The 15,856-nt window shown below is 56.4% G+C and carries 12 protein-coding genes and 3 rRNA genes; 9 read left to right on the top strand and 6 right to left on the bottom strand.

Annotated elements, in window-relative coordinates; translation table 11 throughout:
* The first annotated feature begins 546 nt into the window (after positions 1 to 546).
* From HXW73_RS01795 to rrf, 3 genes are all read left to right on the top strand, one after another.
* A 16S ribosomal RNA gene (locus tag HXW73_RS01795) occupies positions 547 to 2,079 on the top strand.
* Positions 2,080 to 2,374: 295 nt separating this feature from the next.
* A 23S ribosomal RNA gene (locus HXW73_RS01800) occupies positions 2,375 to 5,266 on the top strand.
* 128 nt (positions 5,267 to 5,394) lie between these two features.
* Positions 5,395 to 5,510, top strand: a 5S ribosomal RNA gene (gene rrf / locus HXW73_RS01805).
* Together the 16S, 23S and 5S rRNA genes form the textbook arrangement of a ribosomal RNA operon.
* A 115-nt stretch (positions 5,511 to 5,625) precedes the next feature.
* Here the strand turns inward: rrf and hisC are convergent.
* Positions 5,626 to 6,690: a histidinol-phosphate transaminase gene (gene hisC, locus HXW73_RS01810; protein WP_186254629.1), complete on the bottom strand. Its 1,065-nt coding sequence runs from the start codon at positions 6,688 to 6,690 to the stop codon at positions 5,626 to 5,628.
* 161 nt (positions 6,691 to 6,851) lie between these two features.
* Here hisC and HXW73_RS01815 point away from each other — a divergent pair, with 161 nt between their 5' ends.
* From HXW73_RS01815 to mnmH, 4 genes are all read left to right on the top strand, one after another.
* Positions 6,852 to 7,298 carry a copper resistance protein NlpE N-terminal domain-containing protein gene (locus HXW73_RS01815; RefSeq protein WP_186254630.1) on the top strand — a complete coding sequence of 149 codons (447 nt, stop codon included), beginning with the start codon at positions 6,852 to 6,854 and terminating at the stop codon, positions 7,296 to 7,298.
* A 77-nt stretch (positions 7,299 to 7,375) separates the two neighbouring features.
* Positions 7,376 to 8,749, top strand: a complete 1,374-nt coding sequence (gene radA / locus HXW73_RS01820) for a DNA repair protein RadA (RefSeq protein WP_186254631.1) — start codon at positions 7,376 to 7,378, stop codon at positions 8,747 to 8,749.
* Positions 8,750 to 8,803: 54 nt separating this feature from the next.
* Positions 8,804 to 9,841: a selenide, water dikinase SelD gene (gene selD / locus HXW73_RS01825; protein ID WP_186254632.1), complete on the top strand. Its 1,038-nt coding sequence runs from the start codon at positions 8,804 to 8,806 to the stop codon at positions 9,839 to 9,841.
* Complete coding sequence (gene mnmH, locus HXW73_RS01830; RefSeq protein ID WP_186254633.1) at positions 9,838 to 10,944, top strand: tRNA 2-selenouridine(34) synthase MnmH; 1,107 nt, start codon at positions 9,838 to 9,840, stop codon at positions 10,942 to 10,944. The genes selD and mnmH overlap by 4 nt, the downstream gene beginning before the upstream one ends.
* A gap of 13 nt (positions 10,945 to 10,957) precedes the next feature.
* Here the strand turns inward: mnmH and HXW73_RS01835 are convergent, their stop codons facing one another.
* Complete coding sequence (locus HXW73_RS01835) at positions 10,958 to 11,644, bottom strand: type 1 glutamine amidotransferase (RefSeq protein ID WP_186254634.1); 687 nt, start codon at positions 11,642 to 11,644, stop codon at positions 10,958 to 10,960.
* A 119-nt stretch (positions 11,645 to 11,763) separates the two neighbouring features.
* Between HXW73_RS01835 and HXW73_RS01840 the strand changes: the two genes are divergently transcribed.
* The gene (locus HXW73_RS01840; protein WP_186254635.1) at positions 11,764 to 12,363 is read left to right on the top strand and encodes a YjaG family protein; all 600 of its coding nucleotides are present in this window, start codon (positions 11,764 to 11,766) and stop codon (positions 12,361 to 12,363) included.
* 39 nt (positions 12,364 to 12,402) lie between these two features.
* On the opposite strand, the gene hisF is transcribed toward HXW73_RS01840, so the two are convergent.
* Genes hisF through hisB form a run of 4 tightly spaced genes read right to left on the bottom strand, consistent with a single transcriptional unit; the run spans position 12,403 to position 15,176 of the window.
* Positions 12,403 to 13,176 carry an imidazole glycerol phosphate synthase subunit HisF gene (gene hisF / locus HXW73_RS01845; protein ID WP_186254636.1) on the bottom strand — a complete coding sequence of 258 codons (774 nt, stop codon included), beginning with the start codon at positions 13,174 to 13,176 and terminating at the stop codon, positions 12,403 to 12,405.
* Positions 13,173 to 13,919 (bottom strand): 1-(5-phosphoribosyl)-5-[(5-phosphoribosylamino)methylideneamino]imidazole-4-carboxamide isomerase, encoded by a 747-nt coding sequence (hisA, locus tag HXW73_RS01850; RefSeq protein ID WP_186254637.1) that lies wholly within the window; start codon positions 13,917 to 13,919, stop codon positions 13,173 to 13,175. Before hisA ends, hisF begins: the two co-directional genes overlap by 4 nt.
* A gap of 11 nt (positions 13,920 to 13,930) precedes the next feature.
* Positions 13,931 to 14,572 (bottom strand): imidazole glycerol phosphate synthase subunit HisH, encoded by a 642-nt coding sequence (gene hisH, locus HXW73_RS01855; protein ID WP_186254638.1) that lies wholly within the window; start codon positions 14,570 to 14,572, stop codon positions 13,931 to 13,933.
* 10 nt (positions 14,573 to 14,582) lie between these two features.
* Entirely contained in the window at positions 14,583 to 15,176 is a 594-nt protein-coding gene (gene hisB / locus HXW73_RS01860) for an imidazoleglycerol-phosphate dehydratase HisB (RefSeq protein WP_066319843.1), read from the bottom strand.
* Between the two features lie 202 nt (positions 15,177 to 15,378).
* On the opposite strand from hisB, the gene HXW73_RS01865 reads away from it, so the two are divergent.
* Positions 15,379 to 15,849 carry a GNAT family N-acetyltransferase gene (locus HXW73_RS01865; protein ID WP_186254639.1) on the top strand — a complete coding sequence of 157 codons (471 nt, stop codon included), beginning with the start codon at positions 15,379 to 15,381 and terminating at the stop codon, positions 15,847 to 15,849.
* Positions 15,850 to 15,856: the final 7 nt, after the last annotated feature.

Raw genomic sequence — 15,856 nt, forward strand, 5'->3', positions numbered from 1 at the left:
CCGGGCAGACAGAACGCTTTTATCAGTGCTTGAGATGAAGGGGTTAGTTTGGGGGCTGTTGTTTAGGCAGATTTTTTTTCGCACCCCCCTTGCCAAGCAGATGCTGAGGCCTTAAAGTACGCATCCGCTGCCGGGGACGCAAGGCGTCGCCAGCGGTGATTGAGGTGTAAAAACCTAGGTTTGTCAGCCGGTTAGGCAAGCGAGCGTGATCAATGTGTTGTGTCACGTCGCATCAAGTTTCGCCAACCAGTCATTGACAACCACACGGAAGTCGGTAGAATACGCCTTCCTCGCTGAGGCCAAACAGTTCAACGCTTGGCCGGTTGTATGCCACTGACTTCGGTCAGTTAGACAGCACAGCGAAACGCTCTTTAATAATGTGATCAGGTAATTCATGTGGGCGCTTGCCGATGAGGGTGATAAATCACCAAATATCAAGGCAAGCGGTCATGAAGACGAAAGTTTGAATGAATTCGTTTGAACCTTGAGCCAAGTTTGGTTCGCTTTTGTTGCTTTCGAGTGACAAGTAAGAACCACAATGATTGTAAACTGAAGAGTTTGATCATGGCTCAGATTGAACGCTGGCGGCAGGCCTAACACATGCAAGTCGAGCGGAAACGATCCTAGCTTGCTAGGAGGCGTCGAGCGGCGGACGGGTGAGTAACGCATAGGAATCTACCCGGTAGTGGGGGATAACCTGGGGAAACCCAGGCTAATACCGCATACGTCCTACGGGAGAAAGGGGGCTTCGGCTCCCGCTATTGGATGAGCCTATGCCGGATTAGCTGGTTGGTGAGGTAATGGCTCACCAAGGCGACGATCCGTAGCTGGTCTGAGAGGATGATCAGCCACATCGGGACTGAGACACGGCCCGAACTCCTACGGGAGGCAGCAGTGGGGAATATTGGACAATGGGGGCAACCCTGATCCAGCCATGCCGCGTGTGTGAAGAAGGCCCTCGGGTTGTAAAGCACTTTCAGCGAGGAAGAACGCCTGTCGGTTAATACCCGGCAGGAAAGACATCACTCGCAGAAGAAGCACCGGCTAACTCCGTGCCAGCAGCCGCGGTAATACGGAGGGTGCAAGCGTTAATCGGAATTACTGGGCGTAAAGCGCGCGTAGGTGGCTTGATAAGCCGGTTGTGAAAGCCCCGGGCTCAACCTGGGAACGGCATCCGGAACTATGAGGCTAGAGTGCAGGAGAGGAAGGTAGAATTCCCGGTGTAGCGGTGAAATGCGTAGAGATCGGGAGGAATACCAGTGGCGAAGGCGGCCTTCTGGACTGACACTGACACTGAGGTGCGAAAGCGTGGGTAGCAAACAGGATTAGATACCCTGGTAGTCCACGCCGTAAACGATGTCGACCAGCCGTTGGGTGCCTAGCGCACTTTGTGGCGAAGTTAACGCGATAAGTCGACCGCCTGGGGAGTACGGCCGCAAGGTTAAAACTCAAATGAATTGACGGGGGCCCGCACAAGCGGTGGAGCATGTGGTTTAATTCGATGCAACGCGAAGAACCTTACCTACCCTTGACATCCTGCGAACTTGTGAGAGATCACTTGGTGCCTTCGGGAGCGCAGAGACAGGTGCTGCATGGCTGTCGTCAGCTCGTGTTGTGAAATGTTGGGTTAAGTCCCGTAACGAGCGCAACCCTTGTCCTTATTTGCCAGCGCGTAATGGCGGGAACTCTAAGGAGACTGCCGGTGACAAACCGGAGGAAGGTGGGGACGACGTCAAGTCATCATGGCCCTTACGGGTAGGGCTACACACGTGCTACAATGGCCGGTACAAAGGGCAGCGAGCTCGCGAGAGTCAGCGAATCCCTTAAAGCCGGTCTCAGTCCGGATCGGAGTCTGCAACTCGACTCCGTGAAGTCGGAATCGCTAGTAATCGTGAATCAGAATGTCACGGTGAATACGTTCCCGGGCCTTGTACACACCGCCCGTCACACCATGGGAGTGGACTGCACCAGAAGTGGTTAGCCTAACTTTGGAGGGCGATCACCACGGTGTGGTTCATGACTGGGGTGAAGTCGTAACAAGGTAGCCGTAGGGGAACCTGCGGCTGGATCACCTCCTTAAACGATGCATCATCCTCGCGGTAAGCGCTCACAATGAATTATCTGATCAGATGACTGTTGATACGCAGTGATAAGCGAAGGCTTTTTTCACATTAAAAGAAAAAGAAAGGTCTTTTCTCTTTTTTTAACGTGAAGAAAACGCTTATCACTGCGCATAGCAGTCGCTCTTTAACAATGTATATCATGCTGACATGAACGTTTTTTGAAACGTTCATACGTAATTGTTTTGTGATACGTCTCAAGCGTATCCGGCAATCGTTATCATTGCGAGACACCAGACCCCTTCGGGTTATAGGGTCAAGCAATGAAGCGCACACGGTGGATGCCTAGGCAGCCAGAGGCGATGAAAGACGTGGAAGCCTGCGATAAGGCTCGGCGAGGTGGCAAACAACCTGTGACCCGGGCATTTCTGAATGGGGAAACCCACTCATCATCAGATGAGTATCCCCCACTGAATCTATAGGTGGGGGAGGCGAACCAGGGGAACTGAAACATCTAAGTACCCTGAGGAAAAGAAATCAACCGAGATTCCCCCAGTAGCGGCGAGCGAACGGGGATCAGCCCTTAAGCATGTGACTGATTAGACGAACAAGGTGGGAACCTTGGCCGTAGCGGGTGATAGCCCCGTAGTCGAAAATCTGATCATGTGAAATCGAGTAGGTCGGGGCACGAGAAACCTTGACTGAAGACGGGGGGACCATCCTCCAAGGCTAAATACTCCTGGCTGACCGATAGTGAACCAGTACCGTGAGGGAAAGGCGAAAAGAACCCCGGAGAGGGGAGTGAAATAGATCCTGAAACCGTGTGCGTACAAGCAGTAGGAGCAGACTTGTTCTGTGACTGCGTACCTTTTGTATAATGGGTCAGCGACTTATATTCAGTGGCGAGGTTAACCGTATAGGGGAGCCGTAGGGAAACCGAGTCTTAACTGGGCGACACAGTCGCTGGATATAGACCCGAAACCGAGCGATCTATCCATGAGCAGGGTGAAGATTGAGTAACATCAATTGGAGGCCCGAACCAGGATCTGTTGAAAAAGATTTGGATGACTTGTGGATCGGAGTGAAAGGCTAATCAAGCTCGGAGATAGCTGGTTCTCCTCGAAAGCTATTTAGGTAGCGCCTCACGTATCACCGCCGGGGGTAGAGCACTGTTTCGGCTAGGGGGTCATCCCGACTTACCAACCCGAGGCAAACTCCGAATACCGGTGAGTGCGAGCGTGGGAGACACACAGCGGGTGCTAACGTCCGTTGTGAAAAGGGAAACAACCCAGACCGTCAGCTAAGGTCCCGAAATCCTGGTTAAGTGGGAAACGATGTGGGAAGGCTCAGACAGCTAGGAGGTTGGCTTAGAAGCAGCCATCCTTTAAAGAAAGCGTAATAGCTCACTAGTCGAGTCGGCCTGCGCGGAAGATGTAACGGGGCTAAACCAGGTACCGAAGCTACGGGTTCATTCTTCGGAATGAGCGGTAGAGGAGCGTCGTGTACGCCGATGAAGGTGAATTGAGAAGTTCGCTGGAGGTATCACGAGTGCGAATGCTGACATGAGTAACGATAAAGGGAGTGAAAAACTCCCTCGCCGGAAGACCAAGGGTTTCTGTTCGACGCTAATCGGAGCAGAGTGAGTCGGCCCCTAAGGCGAGGCCGAAAGGCGTAGTCGATGGGAAACGGGTCAATATTCCCGTACCGGACATGATTGCGATGGGGGGACGAAGAAGGCTAGGTGAGCCAGGCGTTGGTAGCCCTGGTGAAAGTCGGTAGGCTGAGGGCTCAGGTAAATCCGGGCGCTCAAGGCCGAGAGACGAGACGAAGACACCACGGTGTTGAAGTCATCGATGCCACGCTTCCAGGAAAAGCCTCTAAGCTTCAGATCATGTGCGACCGTACCCCAAACCGACACAGGTGGTCAGGGTGAGAATCCCAAGGCGCTTGAGAGAACTCGGGTGAAGGAACTAGGCAAAATGGTGCCGTAACTTCGGGAGAAGGCACGCCGGCATATTGTGAGAGCCCTCGCGGCTTAAGCGAGAACCGGTCGAAGATACCAGGTGGCTGCAACTGTTTAGTAAAAACACAGCACTCTGCTAACGCGTAAGCGGACGTATAGGGTGTGACGCCTGCCCGGTGCCGGAAGGTTAAATGATGGTGTTAGCCGCAAGGCGAAGCTCTTGATTGAAGCCCCGGTAAACGGCGGCCGTAACTATAACGGTCCTAAGGTAGCGAAATTCCTTGTCGGGTAAGTTCCGACCTGCACGAATGGCGTAATGATGGCCACGCTGTCTCCACCCGAGACTCAGTGAAATTGAAATCGCCGTGAAGATGCGGTGTACCCGCGGCTAGACGGAAAGACCCCGTGAACCTTTACTATAGCTTCACACTGGACGCTGATGTTGCCTGTGTAGGATAGCTGGGAGGCTTAGAAACCCGGACGCCAGTTCGAGTGGAGCCAACCTTGAAATACCAGCCTGGCATCATTGGCGTTCTCACTCAGGTCCGTTATCCGGATCGAGGACAGTGTGTGGTGGGTAGTTTGACTGGGGCGGTCTCCTCCCAAAGCGTAACGGAGGAGCACGAAGGTACCCTCAGCACGGTCGGACATCGTGCAATGAGTGCAAGAGCATAAGGGTGCTTGACTGCGAGACAGACACGTCGAGCAGGTGCGAAAGCAGGTTCTAGTGATCCGGTGGTTCTGTATGGAAGGGCCATCGCTCAACGGATAAAAGGTACTCCGGGGATAACAGGCTGATACCGCCCAAGAGTTCACATCGACGGCGGTGTTTGGCACCTCGATGTCGGCTCATCACATCCTGGGGCTGAAGTCGGTCCCAAGGGTATGGCTGTTCGCCATTTAAAGTGGTACGCGAGCTGGGTTTAGAACGTCGTGAGACAGTTCGGTCCCTATCTGCCGTGGGCGTTGGATGTTTGAGAAGGGCTGCTCCTAGTACGAGAGGACCGGAGTGGACGCACCTCTGGTGTTCCGGTTGTCACGCCAGTGGCATTGCCGGGTAGCTATGTGCGGACGGGATAACCGCTGAAAGCATCTAAGCGGGAAGCCCCCTTCAAGATGAGACATCCCTGAGGCCTAGAGCCTCCTGAAGGGCCCAGCGAGACCAGCTGGTTGATAGGCACGGTGTGGACGCGCTGCAAGGCGTTGAGCTAACGTGTACTAATGGCCCGTGAGGCTTGACCCTATAACACCCAAGGGGTCTGGTCGTGATGATAACGAGAACCGGATACGCGCGCTGAGCCGACTGTTTAAGACACAGGGCTTGGTAAGAGACGCACACAAAACACAGCATGATATCCATTTAAAGTTACGCCTGACGACCATAGCAAGCGTGAACCACCTGATCCCTTGCCGAACTCAGCAGTGAAACCGCTTCGCGCCGATGGTAGTGTGGGGTCTCCCCATGCGAGAGTAGGTCATCGTCAGGCACCTATATCGTAAAAGCCCCCGAGCATACTGTGCTCGGGGGTTTTTGCTTGCGTGGAAGAAAAACCGCCCTTAAAAAAGGCGGCTTGCGCCGCCTAAAAATTAAATAAGAAAAGGTTATCCGCAGATCGTCTCTAGCGCTTCAATCAGGCTATCCATCTCATCATCGGTGCCGATGGTGATACGCAGAAAATTGTTGAGTTCCGAGGTATTGAAGTGACGCACCAGAATGCCGCGTTCGCGTAAGTCTGCAAATAACTGAGCGCCTTCGTAATCAGGATGTTGAGCAAGTACAAAGTTAGCCTTGGAGGGCAGTACCTCAAATCCCATTGCTTCCAGACGCTGACGGGTACGCTCACGCGTGGTAATCACATGCTCACGGCAGGCTTCAAAGTGTTCCTGGTCGTTGAGCGCTGCAATACCCACCAAGCTTGCCAGACTATCCACTGGATAAGAGTTAAAGGAGTCCTTTACCCGCAGCAGGCCATCGATTAACTCTTCTGAACCCACCGCATAACCCAAGCGCAAGCCTGCCAGGCTGCGGGATTTAGAAAATGTGCCGGTGACAAGCAGGTTAGGATAGCGCTCAATGAGTGCGACGGCACTCTCAGCACCGAAATCGACATACGCTTCATCTACCAGCACCACACGATCCGTGACCCGGTTAAGCAGCGCCTCAATGGCCTCCAATGAGTGCGCGTGGCCGGTAGGTGCATTCGGGTTGGCAAAGATAACGCCGCTGCGGTCAGTAGCCGCCGCCAGCGCGTCAATATCGACTTCCCACTGCTTATTGAGCGGATGTTTACGCAACTCAACGCCATAAAGATTGGCGTAAACGGGATAGAAGCTGTAGGTAATCGAGGGAACGTCTAGCGGTGCGCCGTGGCGGAAAAACGCCTGAAAGGCAAGCGCCAGGACCTCATCGGAACCGTTACCCACGAACACTTGACTACTCGCCACCTTCTTAAACGTCTCCGCTAACGCTTCACGCAACGCAGCAGACGTTGGGTCTGGGTAGAGGCGCAGATGATCGGTCGCGTAATTGCGCAGCGCCTCGCCGACGCCTGGAGCAGGTGGGTAAGGGTTTTCATTGGTATTGAGTTTTACAAGCTGCTCGCGTGGCTGCTCACCGGGCACGTATGGCGTAAGTTCGCGAACGGCCGGACTCCAATATTGGCTCATGGGGGTAACCTGATTATCCTTGCAAGATAGCCCATGGTCGCTTGAAGGCTAACTGAGCGCAAGCATTCAGCTCACAGGGGTGGGCGTTGCACCTTGTAGGCGTTATGCTGTCACAAGTGCGCGTAACAAAGAAAATGTCCAACACGATAAGGAGAGACCCAATGCAACTCAGGAGTTTGCTAGCCGGTTCGGCTATGTTGGCACTTCTAGCTGGCTGCGCGAGCGGCCCGATGGAACAGCCGCAAGAAGAGGAAGCGACCGCACAGGCTAGTTATCAGGGCTCACTGCCTTGCCGTAACTGCGACGGTATCGATCTGGATGTCACAATGATGGGTGAAGAAATGAGCGCTGCCGAAGAGCGCACCTTCACGCTGAACGCGTCCTATCGCAACCATCCGCAAAATCCGCCGGATGAAAACTACGAAGGTAATTGGGAAGTTCTCAGTGGAACGCCATCGAATCCCGATGCCACTGTTTACGAGCTGACGCCTAATGGCGATGGTCAGATCTATTACTTTTTACGCATTGATGAAAGCACCTTGGAGTTAATCGACCCCGAGCGTCGTCGCTTTGAAAACGGTGAAACGCTGCGGCTTACCCGCCAATAACGGCGCATGTTGCACATGTAAAGGCGGCCACTGGCCGCCTTTTGTGTATGTAATGAACGAAATGGAGACTCACTGCGGTGGCAAAAGCCAAAAGCGCTTTCGTTTGCACTGAATGCGGTGCGGAATACCGGAAATGGCAGGGGCAATGTTCCAGTTGCCAGGAATGGAACACGCTAAGTGAGGTGCGTCTGGCCAGCGCCCGCCCAGGCAGTGGAGCTGCTGGCTCTGGGCGTGCAGGCTATGCAGGGGATCACTCTCGACAAATTGTAGACCTGGGGCAGGTTGATCTCAGTGAGGTGCCGCGGCTGACGTCGACCTTCGCCGAATTTGACCGCGTGCTGGGCGGTGGCCTGGTGCCAGGCTCTGCGGTGCTGTTGGGCGGTAACCCAGGGGCAGGGAAATCGACGCTCCTGCTGCAAACCGCCTGCAAGCTGGCTCAGCAACGGCGTATCGTGTACGTGACGGGCGAGGAGTCGCTTTCCCAGGTGGCCATGCGTGCCCATCGGCTGCAGCTCCCCACCCAGGGCCTGAAGATGCTGGCAGAAACCAGTGTGGAAACCATCCTGGCAGTCGCCGAACGTGAAAAACCCGAGATTCTGGTGATCGATTCGATTCAAACCATGCATCTTGAAGATATCGCCTCGGCGCCGGGTGGGGTTGCCCAGGTACGTGAGTCCGCCGCGGCGCTGACGCGTTTTGCCAAGCAAACGAATACCGTGCTGCTGCTGGTAGGGCATGTGACCAAAGATGGCACACTGGCAGGGCCGAAAGTGCTTGAGCACATGATTGATGCCTCGCTGTTGCTGGAGGGTGGGGCCGACTCCCGTTTTCGTACCCTGCGCGGCCAGAAAAACCGCTTTGGCGCCGTCAATGAACTGGGCGTGTTTGCGATGCTCGAGCAGGGCTTGAAAGAGGTCAAAAACCCCAGTGCGATTTTCTTGTCCCGGCAGGAAGAGCAGGCGCCGGGTAGCCTGGTGATGGTGGTTTGGGAAGGCACGCGACCTATATTGGTAGAGGTGCAGGCACTGGTCGATGAGTCGGCGCTGGGTAATCCACGACGAGTCGCCGTCGGGGTGGATCAAAATCGCCTTGCCATGCTGCTGGCTGTTCTTAATCGCCATGGCGGCTTGTTTACGGGCGACCAGGACGTCTTTTTAAACGTCGTGGGGGGCATCAAAGTACTCGAAACCAGCGCGGACCTGGCCGTGCTTTTGGCGGTTGTTTCCAGCCTGCAAAACCGTGCATTACCACGAGAACTGGTCGTGTTTGGTGAAGTCGGCCTGTCGGGTGAAATACGCCCGGTGCCGAGTGGGCAGGAACGGATTACCGAGGCGGCCAAGCATGGCTTTCTGCGCGCCATCGTGCCCCGCGCCAACGCCCCCAAGCAGCCGCCAAAAGGTATGGAGGTCATCGCCGTGGATAAATTGAGTGATGCGCTCGATGCCCTCTAATGGGTTGCAGTTGGGTTACACTTAAACGACATCAATGAGCCAAGGAGAGACACCATGAGTTCCATCCGATTAACGCAATACAGTCATGGTGCTGGCTGTGGCTGCAAGATTGCCCCGGACGTCTTGGATCATATTCTTGCCAAGGCAGGCCCCGCGGCCAAGAATAAACGCCTTATCGTTGGTAATCAGGGGCGCGAAGACGCGGCCGTTTACGATTTGGGTGACGGCCGCGGCATGATAGCCACCACTGATTTCTTTATGCCTATTGTCGACGACCCGTTTGATTTTGGGCGGATTGCCGCCACCAATGCGATCAGCGATGTTTACGCCATGGGCGGCACGCCGGTCATGGCGTTGGGGATTCTGGGGTGGCCGCTGGATAAATTAAGTGCCGACGTCGCTGGTGATGTGGTGGCCGGTGCCCAGGCCGTCTGCCGTGAGCTCGGTGTGTCTCTGGCGGGAGGACACTCCATCGACGCGCCTGAGCCGATGTTTGGGCTGTCGGTGAATGGCTTGGTGGAGCTTGATAAATTGAAGCTGAATTCACATGCCAAGCCCGGTGACTTGCTGTTCCTTACCAAGCCGATTGGTGTCGGCATACTCACGACGGCCGAAAAGCGTGGCCTGCTAGCCGCAGGCCATCATGGGTTGGCACGCGAAACCATGCTGAAATCGAACCGTATCGGGGTGCCGCTGGCTGAGATCAAAGGCGTCAATGCCATGACGGATGTCACAGGCTTTGGTTTGGCCGGTCACCTGGCAGAAATGTGCCAAGCCAGTCAGGTCATGGCGCAAATTGATTTTCGTCGCCTGCCGCGTCTGGCCGAAGCGGAAAGCTATCGTCGGCAAGGAGCGGTACCCGGTGGCACACAGCGCAATCGCGATGCGCTCGGCAGTGCGCTACCCGATATGGATGAAGCTCATTGGCAGTGGCTATGCGATCCACAAACGTCAGGTGGCTTGCTATTGGCGGTTGACCCGGCGTGGGAAGACGACGTCGAACGCATCGGGCGTACTTTCGGATTGACGCTGCAGCCGTTTGGTACGCTTAAAAAGCCCCAGGGCGAGTCGCTGATCGAGGTTATCGGGTGATATTGCCAACGGTGTCTGCCGATCCTCAGCTTATTCGCCAGGACCACCCATTGATTGATGTACGCGCGCCCGTGGAGTTTGCCAAAGGGGCCTTGCCGGGCGCCGTCAACTTGCCACTGATGGAAGATGAAGAGCGTCGCCGCGTCGGCATTGCTTACAAGGAGCAGGGCCAGCAGGCGGCGATTGCACTGGGCAACGAGCTGGTTAGCGGGTCAGTCAAAGAGGCTCGTATTGCGGCTTGGCGAGATTATTTGGCCCGTCATCCCGAGGCAGTGATTTACTGCTTTCGGGGTGGCTTGCGCTCGCAAATTGTCCAGCAGTGGCTTGCCGAGTCAGGCGTGGTCAGGCCACGTATCGAGGGAGGCTGGAAAGCGCTGCGCCAACGCTTGCTCGCCCATATCGATGTGGCTGCTCAGCAACCGCTACTGGTGGTGGGCGGCTTGACGGGCTGCGCTAAAACGGTGCTGATCAATCGATTAGCCAATGGCGTCGACCTGGAGGGCTTTGCGCAGCACAAAGGCTCCGCGTTTGGTCGTTCGCCCGAGCCACCGCCTTGCCAGATCGACTTTGAACACCGATTGTCGAAGCGCTTGCTCGCGCTTCCCGGTCCCTTGGTGGTTGAAGACGAGTCGCGGCAAATAGGAGAAGTGAACGTGCCGTTAAGCTTTTGGGGCGCCATGGAGCGCGCGCCGCGCTTGCGCGTCGAGATGCCGCTGGACTGGCGTCTGGAGCAGCTACGGCGTGACTATATTCTTGATCTCGAGCACGCCTACCAGCTTCGTTACGGACCTGAAGAAGGGTGGCAACGGATGTGTCAGCAGCTAAGTAACGCCTTGCTGCGGTTGAAGAAGCGACTGGGCAGCGCGAGGTTGCAGCGACTACAGCGACTGCAGATGCTGGCTTTTACGGCGCATGAGCAGGGCAATACACAAGCGCACGAGGCCTGGCTAGCGCCGCTGCTCACGGAATATTACGACCCCATGTATCGCTATCACCTAGAGCGCCAGCGTGACGCTGGCGTACCTGAATACCACGTTGGGGACTGGGAAAGCTGTCTGGCGGCGGCCCACCAATGGAGCCGCGACCAGGCAGCCGCTCGTTAAGCGATAGAGGTGGCTATAGCGATGCTGGGCGAAGCCACTGACTCATCAAGCGGTCAAGCAGTGCAGCCAGCGCGTCAAAGCGCTTGGGGCTCTGGCGTATATCCTCCTCGGTCTGCAAGAAGTCGCGGCGTTCTGCCTCGAGAGGATGATGCGCCAATAGCGGCTCAATGCTTTGTTGGGTGACTTCCAGGTGGCATAGCAGCCCGACTACGCGGCCTGCGTCCCAGCTGAAACCCTGAAGCGGCGCGGCTTCGCTCCCTCCGCAGGGTAAGGCTTTGTCGGGCAGGCTGAAGACGTAGCGATGCCACATGAAGGCATCGAACTGCTCGGGCAGGTCGATGGGGCTTTCCGGTGCAAGGTGGATGGTGTGCCAGCCCGATTCGGGGTAGGTGCCGAGGGCGACCACGCTGCCGAGCGCATCGGCGATCCATAGCGCCCCGAGGCCAATGCCCAATAATGGTTTTTGACCATCCAGATAGCGATTAATCAGTTTATTTTCGGCCTTGAACCAGGCCGGTGGCTGCTCGATGAAGCTGTCTGGCCCATCCAGCACGATAAGGGCGTCACTATCGCTGACGCGTGGGGCTAATTCCTGGTCATAGAGGTGAAAAATGGTGAAGCTGTGCCCCATACTGGTTAGCCAGTCGATTAATCGGGCGGGTCCATGGTCAGGGCCGTGCTGTAGCAGATGAATATGCATGGTAATCTCCTCGCCGGCCGTGCGGCAATTTGCCAACAGAGGCTGCCGACACGATTGCGACGATAACGTATTGTCCGACGTTCACCAATAACTTGAGACACTCAATCCAGGAATACCGTATGGCGTCCACCAATCCACCCGGATTTTATCAACGGCTACAGCAGTTGCCGTTAGCTGCTCAGCAAGCATTTATGGCCGCACTCTGCGAGCGACTACTGCCCAACTATGCGCTTTATGAACAAACCACCGGGCATGGCGATGGGCATACACTGCGGGCGGTGCTCAATCTGGTCTGGGAGCGCCTCAGTGTGCCTGGCGCGAGTATCGATTTTGCCCGCCAGGCAGAAAAACTGGCGGAATGTGAGCCGCCCGAAGACGACGAAAGCTTTGGGGCGCGTCGGGCGCTGGATGCGGTCGTGTCGATATCAGCGTTGCTGGATACGCTGCAGGGCGAATCGCCGGAAGCCGTGCTGGATGTCAGCCGTACCTCCCGCGCTGGCGTGCGCGCTTTTATCGAACTGACCGAAGGCGAAGAAGACGCCAACGCGTTGGCGCTCCTCATCCGTGACCATCCGTTGACGGAAGACGAAAATAACTTCCAGGACGCTGTTTTAGAAGAAGTGTCGCAGCCGCTGACCAAGGATACTCTGAAAGACATTCGCCAGCTTGGCCGTAATGGCGGCGTCAGTAACCTGGGATTATCGCTGGACGATGCATAACGCTGGCCGCCGCCCGGCAGGTCAAAGGCTTTGCGTGGGTTACAAGCGCATGTCGATTCCGCGTTCCGCCATGTAACGCTTCGCTTCAGGGATGGTGTATTCGCCAAAGTGGAAAATGCTGGCGGCCAATACGGCGTCAGCACCGCCTTTCAGTACCCCATCCACGAGGTGGTCCAGATTGCCTACTCCGCCCGATGCAATCACCGGAACGCTGACGGCTTCGGCAATCGCGTGGGTAACCCCCAGGTCAAAGCCTGACTTGGTGCCGTCGCGGTCCATGCTGGTAAGCAGTAGCTCGCCTGCACCGAAGTCCACCATCTTTTTTGCCCACTCGACGGCATCCAGCCCCGTCGGGCGGCGTCCGCCGTGGGTGAAAATCTCCCAGCGTGGCGGCTCACCCTCCTTGGACACTTTTTTGGCATCAATGGCCACCACAATGCACTGACTGCCGAAGCGCTCTGCCGCCTCAAAGACGAACTCGGGGTTGGTCACCGCCGCCGTGTTGATGGAGACTTTATCGGCGCCCGCATTCAGCATGGTACGAATGTCGTCGCAGCTACGAATGCCGCCGCCCACGGTAAGCGGAATAAACACCTCGCCGGCAATACGCTCCACCATATCAACCGTGGTGGCACGGTCTTCGTGGCTCGCGGTGATGTCCAGAAAGGTGATCTCGTCGGCGCCCTGCTGGTTGTAGCGTTTGGCGATTTCCACCGGGTCGCCGGCATCGCGGATACCCACGAAATTCACGCCTTTGACCACTCTGCCTGCATCGACATCCAGGCAGGGGATAATGCGTTTGGCGAGACTCATTTGCGGCCTCCCGTCAGTTGATCGCTCAGGCGCTGAGCGTCGGCAAGGTCCAGGCTGCCTTCATAAATGGCGCGCCCGGTGATGGCGCCCAGGATGCCGCTGTCAGCGACCTTGCAAAGGGCGTTGATATCGTCAAGGTTAGTCACACCGCCTGAGGCGATGACCGGCAGGCCGCCTTCGCGGGCAAGCTCCGCGGTCGCCTCAATATTGACGCCTTGCATCATGCCGTCACGGGCGATGTCGGTGTAAACAATACTCGATACCCCGTCGTCGGCGAAGCGTTTGGCCAGGTCGGTGGCCTTGAGCGTGGAGACCTCCGCCCAGCCGTCGGTGGCCACAAAGCCTTCCTTTGCATCGAGCCCGACAATGATATGGCCCGGGAAAGCGCGGCACATATCAGTGACGAAGTCCGGCTCTTTCACCGCTTTGGTGCCGATGATGACGTAGGAAACGCCTGCTTCGAGGTAGTGCTCAATGGTCTCGGCCGAGCGGATACCGCCGCCAATCTGAATGGGAAGGTCCGGATAAGCCCGGGCAATGGCCGTCACCGCGTCGCCATTTACCGGTTTGCCTTCAAAAGCACCGTTCAAATCCACCAGGTGCAGGCGGCGCGCCCCCGCTTCCACCCAACGGGCTGCCATGGCAACGGGATCATCGCCGTAAGAGGTGGCGTCGTCCATGCGGCCTTGCTTCAAACGGACGCACTGGCCGTCTTTGAGATCAATCGCGGGAATTACCAACATAACCAAACCTCTCAGGGCGTCCAGGTGACAAAGTTTTCCAGCAGGCGTAGACCCGCGCGGGCACTTTTTTCGGGGTGAAACTGCACGGCAAAGGTGCTGTCACGGCCGATGGCGACATGGGCATTCACACTGCCATAGTCCGTTGTGCCGAATACATGAGCGTCATCCGCCGCTTCCACATAGTAGCTATGCACAAAGTAGAAATGCTCATGCTGCTCAATGCCTTCCCATAGCGGGTGCGGCTGACGCTGGTGTAACAAGTTCCAGCCCATGTGCGGCACTTTCAAGCGCTGCTCGTGCTGGTCGCGCATGGTGGCGGGAAAGCGCTTCACGTTGCCAGGGAAAAAGCCCAGACAATCAACGCCGCCGTTTTCGTCGCTGCGCTCCAACAGCATCTGCTGGCCGACACAGATACCCAAAAGTGGCTTGGCCTGGCGCGTGAGGATGTCGTCGACCAATCCGCGAAGTTCAGTCCGCTCCAGTTCGCCGACGCAGTCGCGGATCGCCCCCTGACCGGGCAATACCAGCCGGGTGGCCCCTAAAATGCGTCGCGGGTCACGGGTAATGACCACGTTTTCATGGGTAACATGCTCAAGTGCCTTGGCGACCGAGTGCAGGTTACCCATGCCATAGTCGATGACAGCGATGGTCATTAAGCGCTCCTTATAAGCTTCCCTTGGTCGAGGGCATTTGCCCCGCCATGCGCGGATCTTCGCTAACCGCCATGCGCAGTGCTCGGCCGAAGGCTTTGAAAATGGTCTCGACCTGGTGGTGAGCGTTCAGGCCCTTCAGGTTATCGATGTGCAACGTAACACGCGCATGGTTGACAAAGCCTTGGAAAAACTCGGCAACCAGTTGGGTTTCGAAGTGACCGATGGTATCGCGTGTAAAGTCGGCATTCATATACAGGCCGGGGCGGCCCGAGAAATCCACCACGACACGGGATAGTGCCTCATCCAGCGGGACATAGGCATGGCCGTAGCGATAAATGCCGCGCTTGTCGCCCACGGCATCGGCAAATGCCTGACCAAGCGTGATGCCCAAATCCTCAACGGTGTGGTGGTCATCAATGTGCAGGTCGCCCTTGGCATTGATGTCGAGGTCTATCATGCCATGGCGTGCTATCTGGTCGAGCATGTGATCGAGAAACGGTACGCCGGACTGGCCAGCCAGACGACCTTCGCCGTCCAGATTGACGCTGACGCTGATCTGCGTTTCGTTGGTGTCACGGCTTACCGTGGCGATTCGCGCTGACATCATGCAACTCCTGCGCTATTGCGCACTCTAGAAGAAAGCCGATGGCCCAAATGAACATACCACCGAGCGAGAAGGATAAAGCCTTCTGCAAAGCGGCCATTATAGTGAATCGGTGCCCCCATCCGCTACAATGCTTAAAAGGTAACCGCCTTCCATTGTGAAGAAAAAGCAGCCTTGCTGCGTTGGTGAAGAGGAATACTCCATGCCGGTGACACTGCACTACGTCGACCAAGCCCGATGGCAAGCCGATGAGCAAGTGCGCCTTGATCTGGTACGTATCTATTATGATGCGCCAAAGGACCGAATGCCCAGCCAAACGGTCGAGCCTTTTATCGAGCAGCATTTGCAACAGCATTTTTTCGGCTGCGCCCATTTCAATGACCGCTTGTTGGGGGCTGTCGCGATCAAACAGGCGCAAGACGGCGCCTGGTGGCTATCGGACTTGTGCGTTCGCAAGACAACCCGGCGCCGGGGCGTGGGGTCCCGTTTGATGGCGTTACTCGGTGAAAAAGCCAAGCAAGATGGGCGTGTCCTGCGCATCGCTACGTCGTCGCTACCGTTGGCAGACCGGGTCTTGTTGTCAAAGCTTGGGTACCGGCCCGTCGCAAACACTGAAAAGCCGTCTTTAGAGGCCCCAGTGACCAGCGATTTTGTTGAATTAGACCCTCGTTGAATTAAAC

This window comes from Halomonas sp. SH5A2, assembly GCF_014263395.1.
GTDB lineage: Bacteria > Pseudomonadota > Gammaproteobacteria > Pseudomonadales > Halomonadaceae > Vreelandella.

Coding starts and splice junctions, on each gene's coding strand:
- hisC (WP_186254629.1), bottom strand. CDS start 6,690: ATGAGCCAATATTGGAGTCCGGCCGTTCGCGAACTTACGCCATACGTG.
- HXW73_RS01815 (WP_186254630.1), top strand. CDS start 6,852: ATGCAACTCAGGAGTTTGCTAGCCGGTTCGGCTATGTTGGCACTTCTA.
- selD (WP_186254632.1), top strand. CDS start 8,804: ATGAGTTCCATCCGATTAACGCAATACAGTCATGGTGCTGGCTGTGGC.
- HXW73_RS01835 (WP_186254634.1), bottom strand. CDS start 11,644: ATGCATATTCATCTGCTACAGCACGGCCCTGACCATGGACCCGCCCGA.
- HXW73_RS01840 (WP_186254635.1), top strand. CDS start 11,764: ATGGCGTCCACCAATCCACCCGGATTTTATCAACGGCTACAGCAGTTG.
- hisF (WP_186254636.1), bottom strand. CDS start 13,176: ATGAGTCTCGCCAAACGCATTATCCCCTGCCTGGATGTCGATGCAGGC.
- hisA (WP_186254637.1), bottom strand. CDS start 13,919: ATGTTGGTAATTCCCGCGATTGATCTCAAAGACGGCCAGTGCGTCCGT.
- hisH (WP_186254638.1), bottom strand. CDS start 14,572: ATGACCATCGCTGTCATCGACTATGGCATGGGTAACCTGCACTCGGTC.
- hisB (WP_066319843.1), bottom strand. CDS start 15,176: ATGTCAGCGCGAATCGCCACGGTAAGCCGTGACACCAACGAAACGCAG.
- HXW73_RS01865 (WP_186254639.1), top strand. CDS start 15,379: ATGCCGGTGACACTGCACTACGTCGACCAAGCCCGATGGCAAGCCGAT.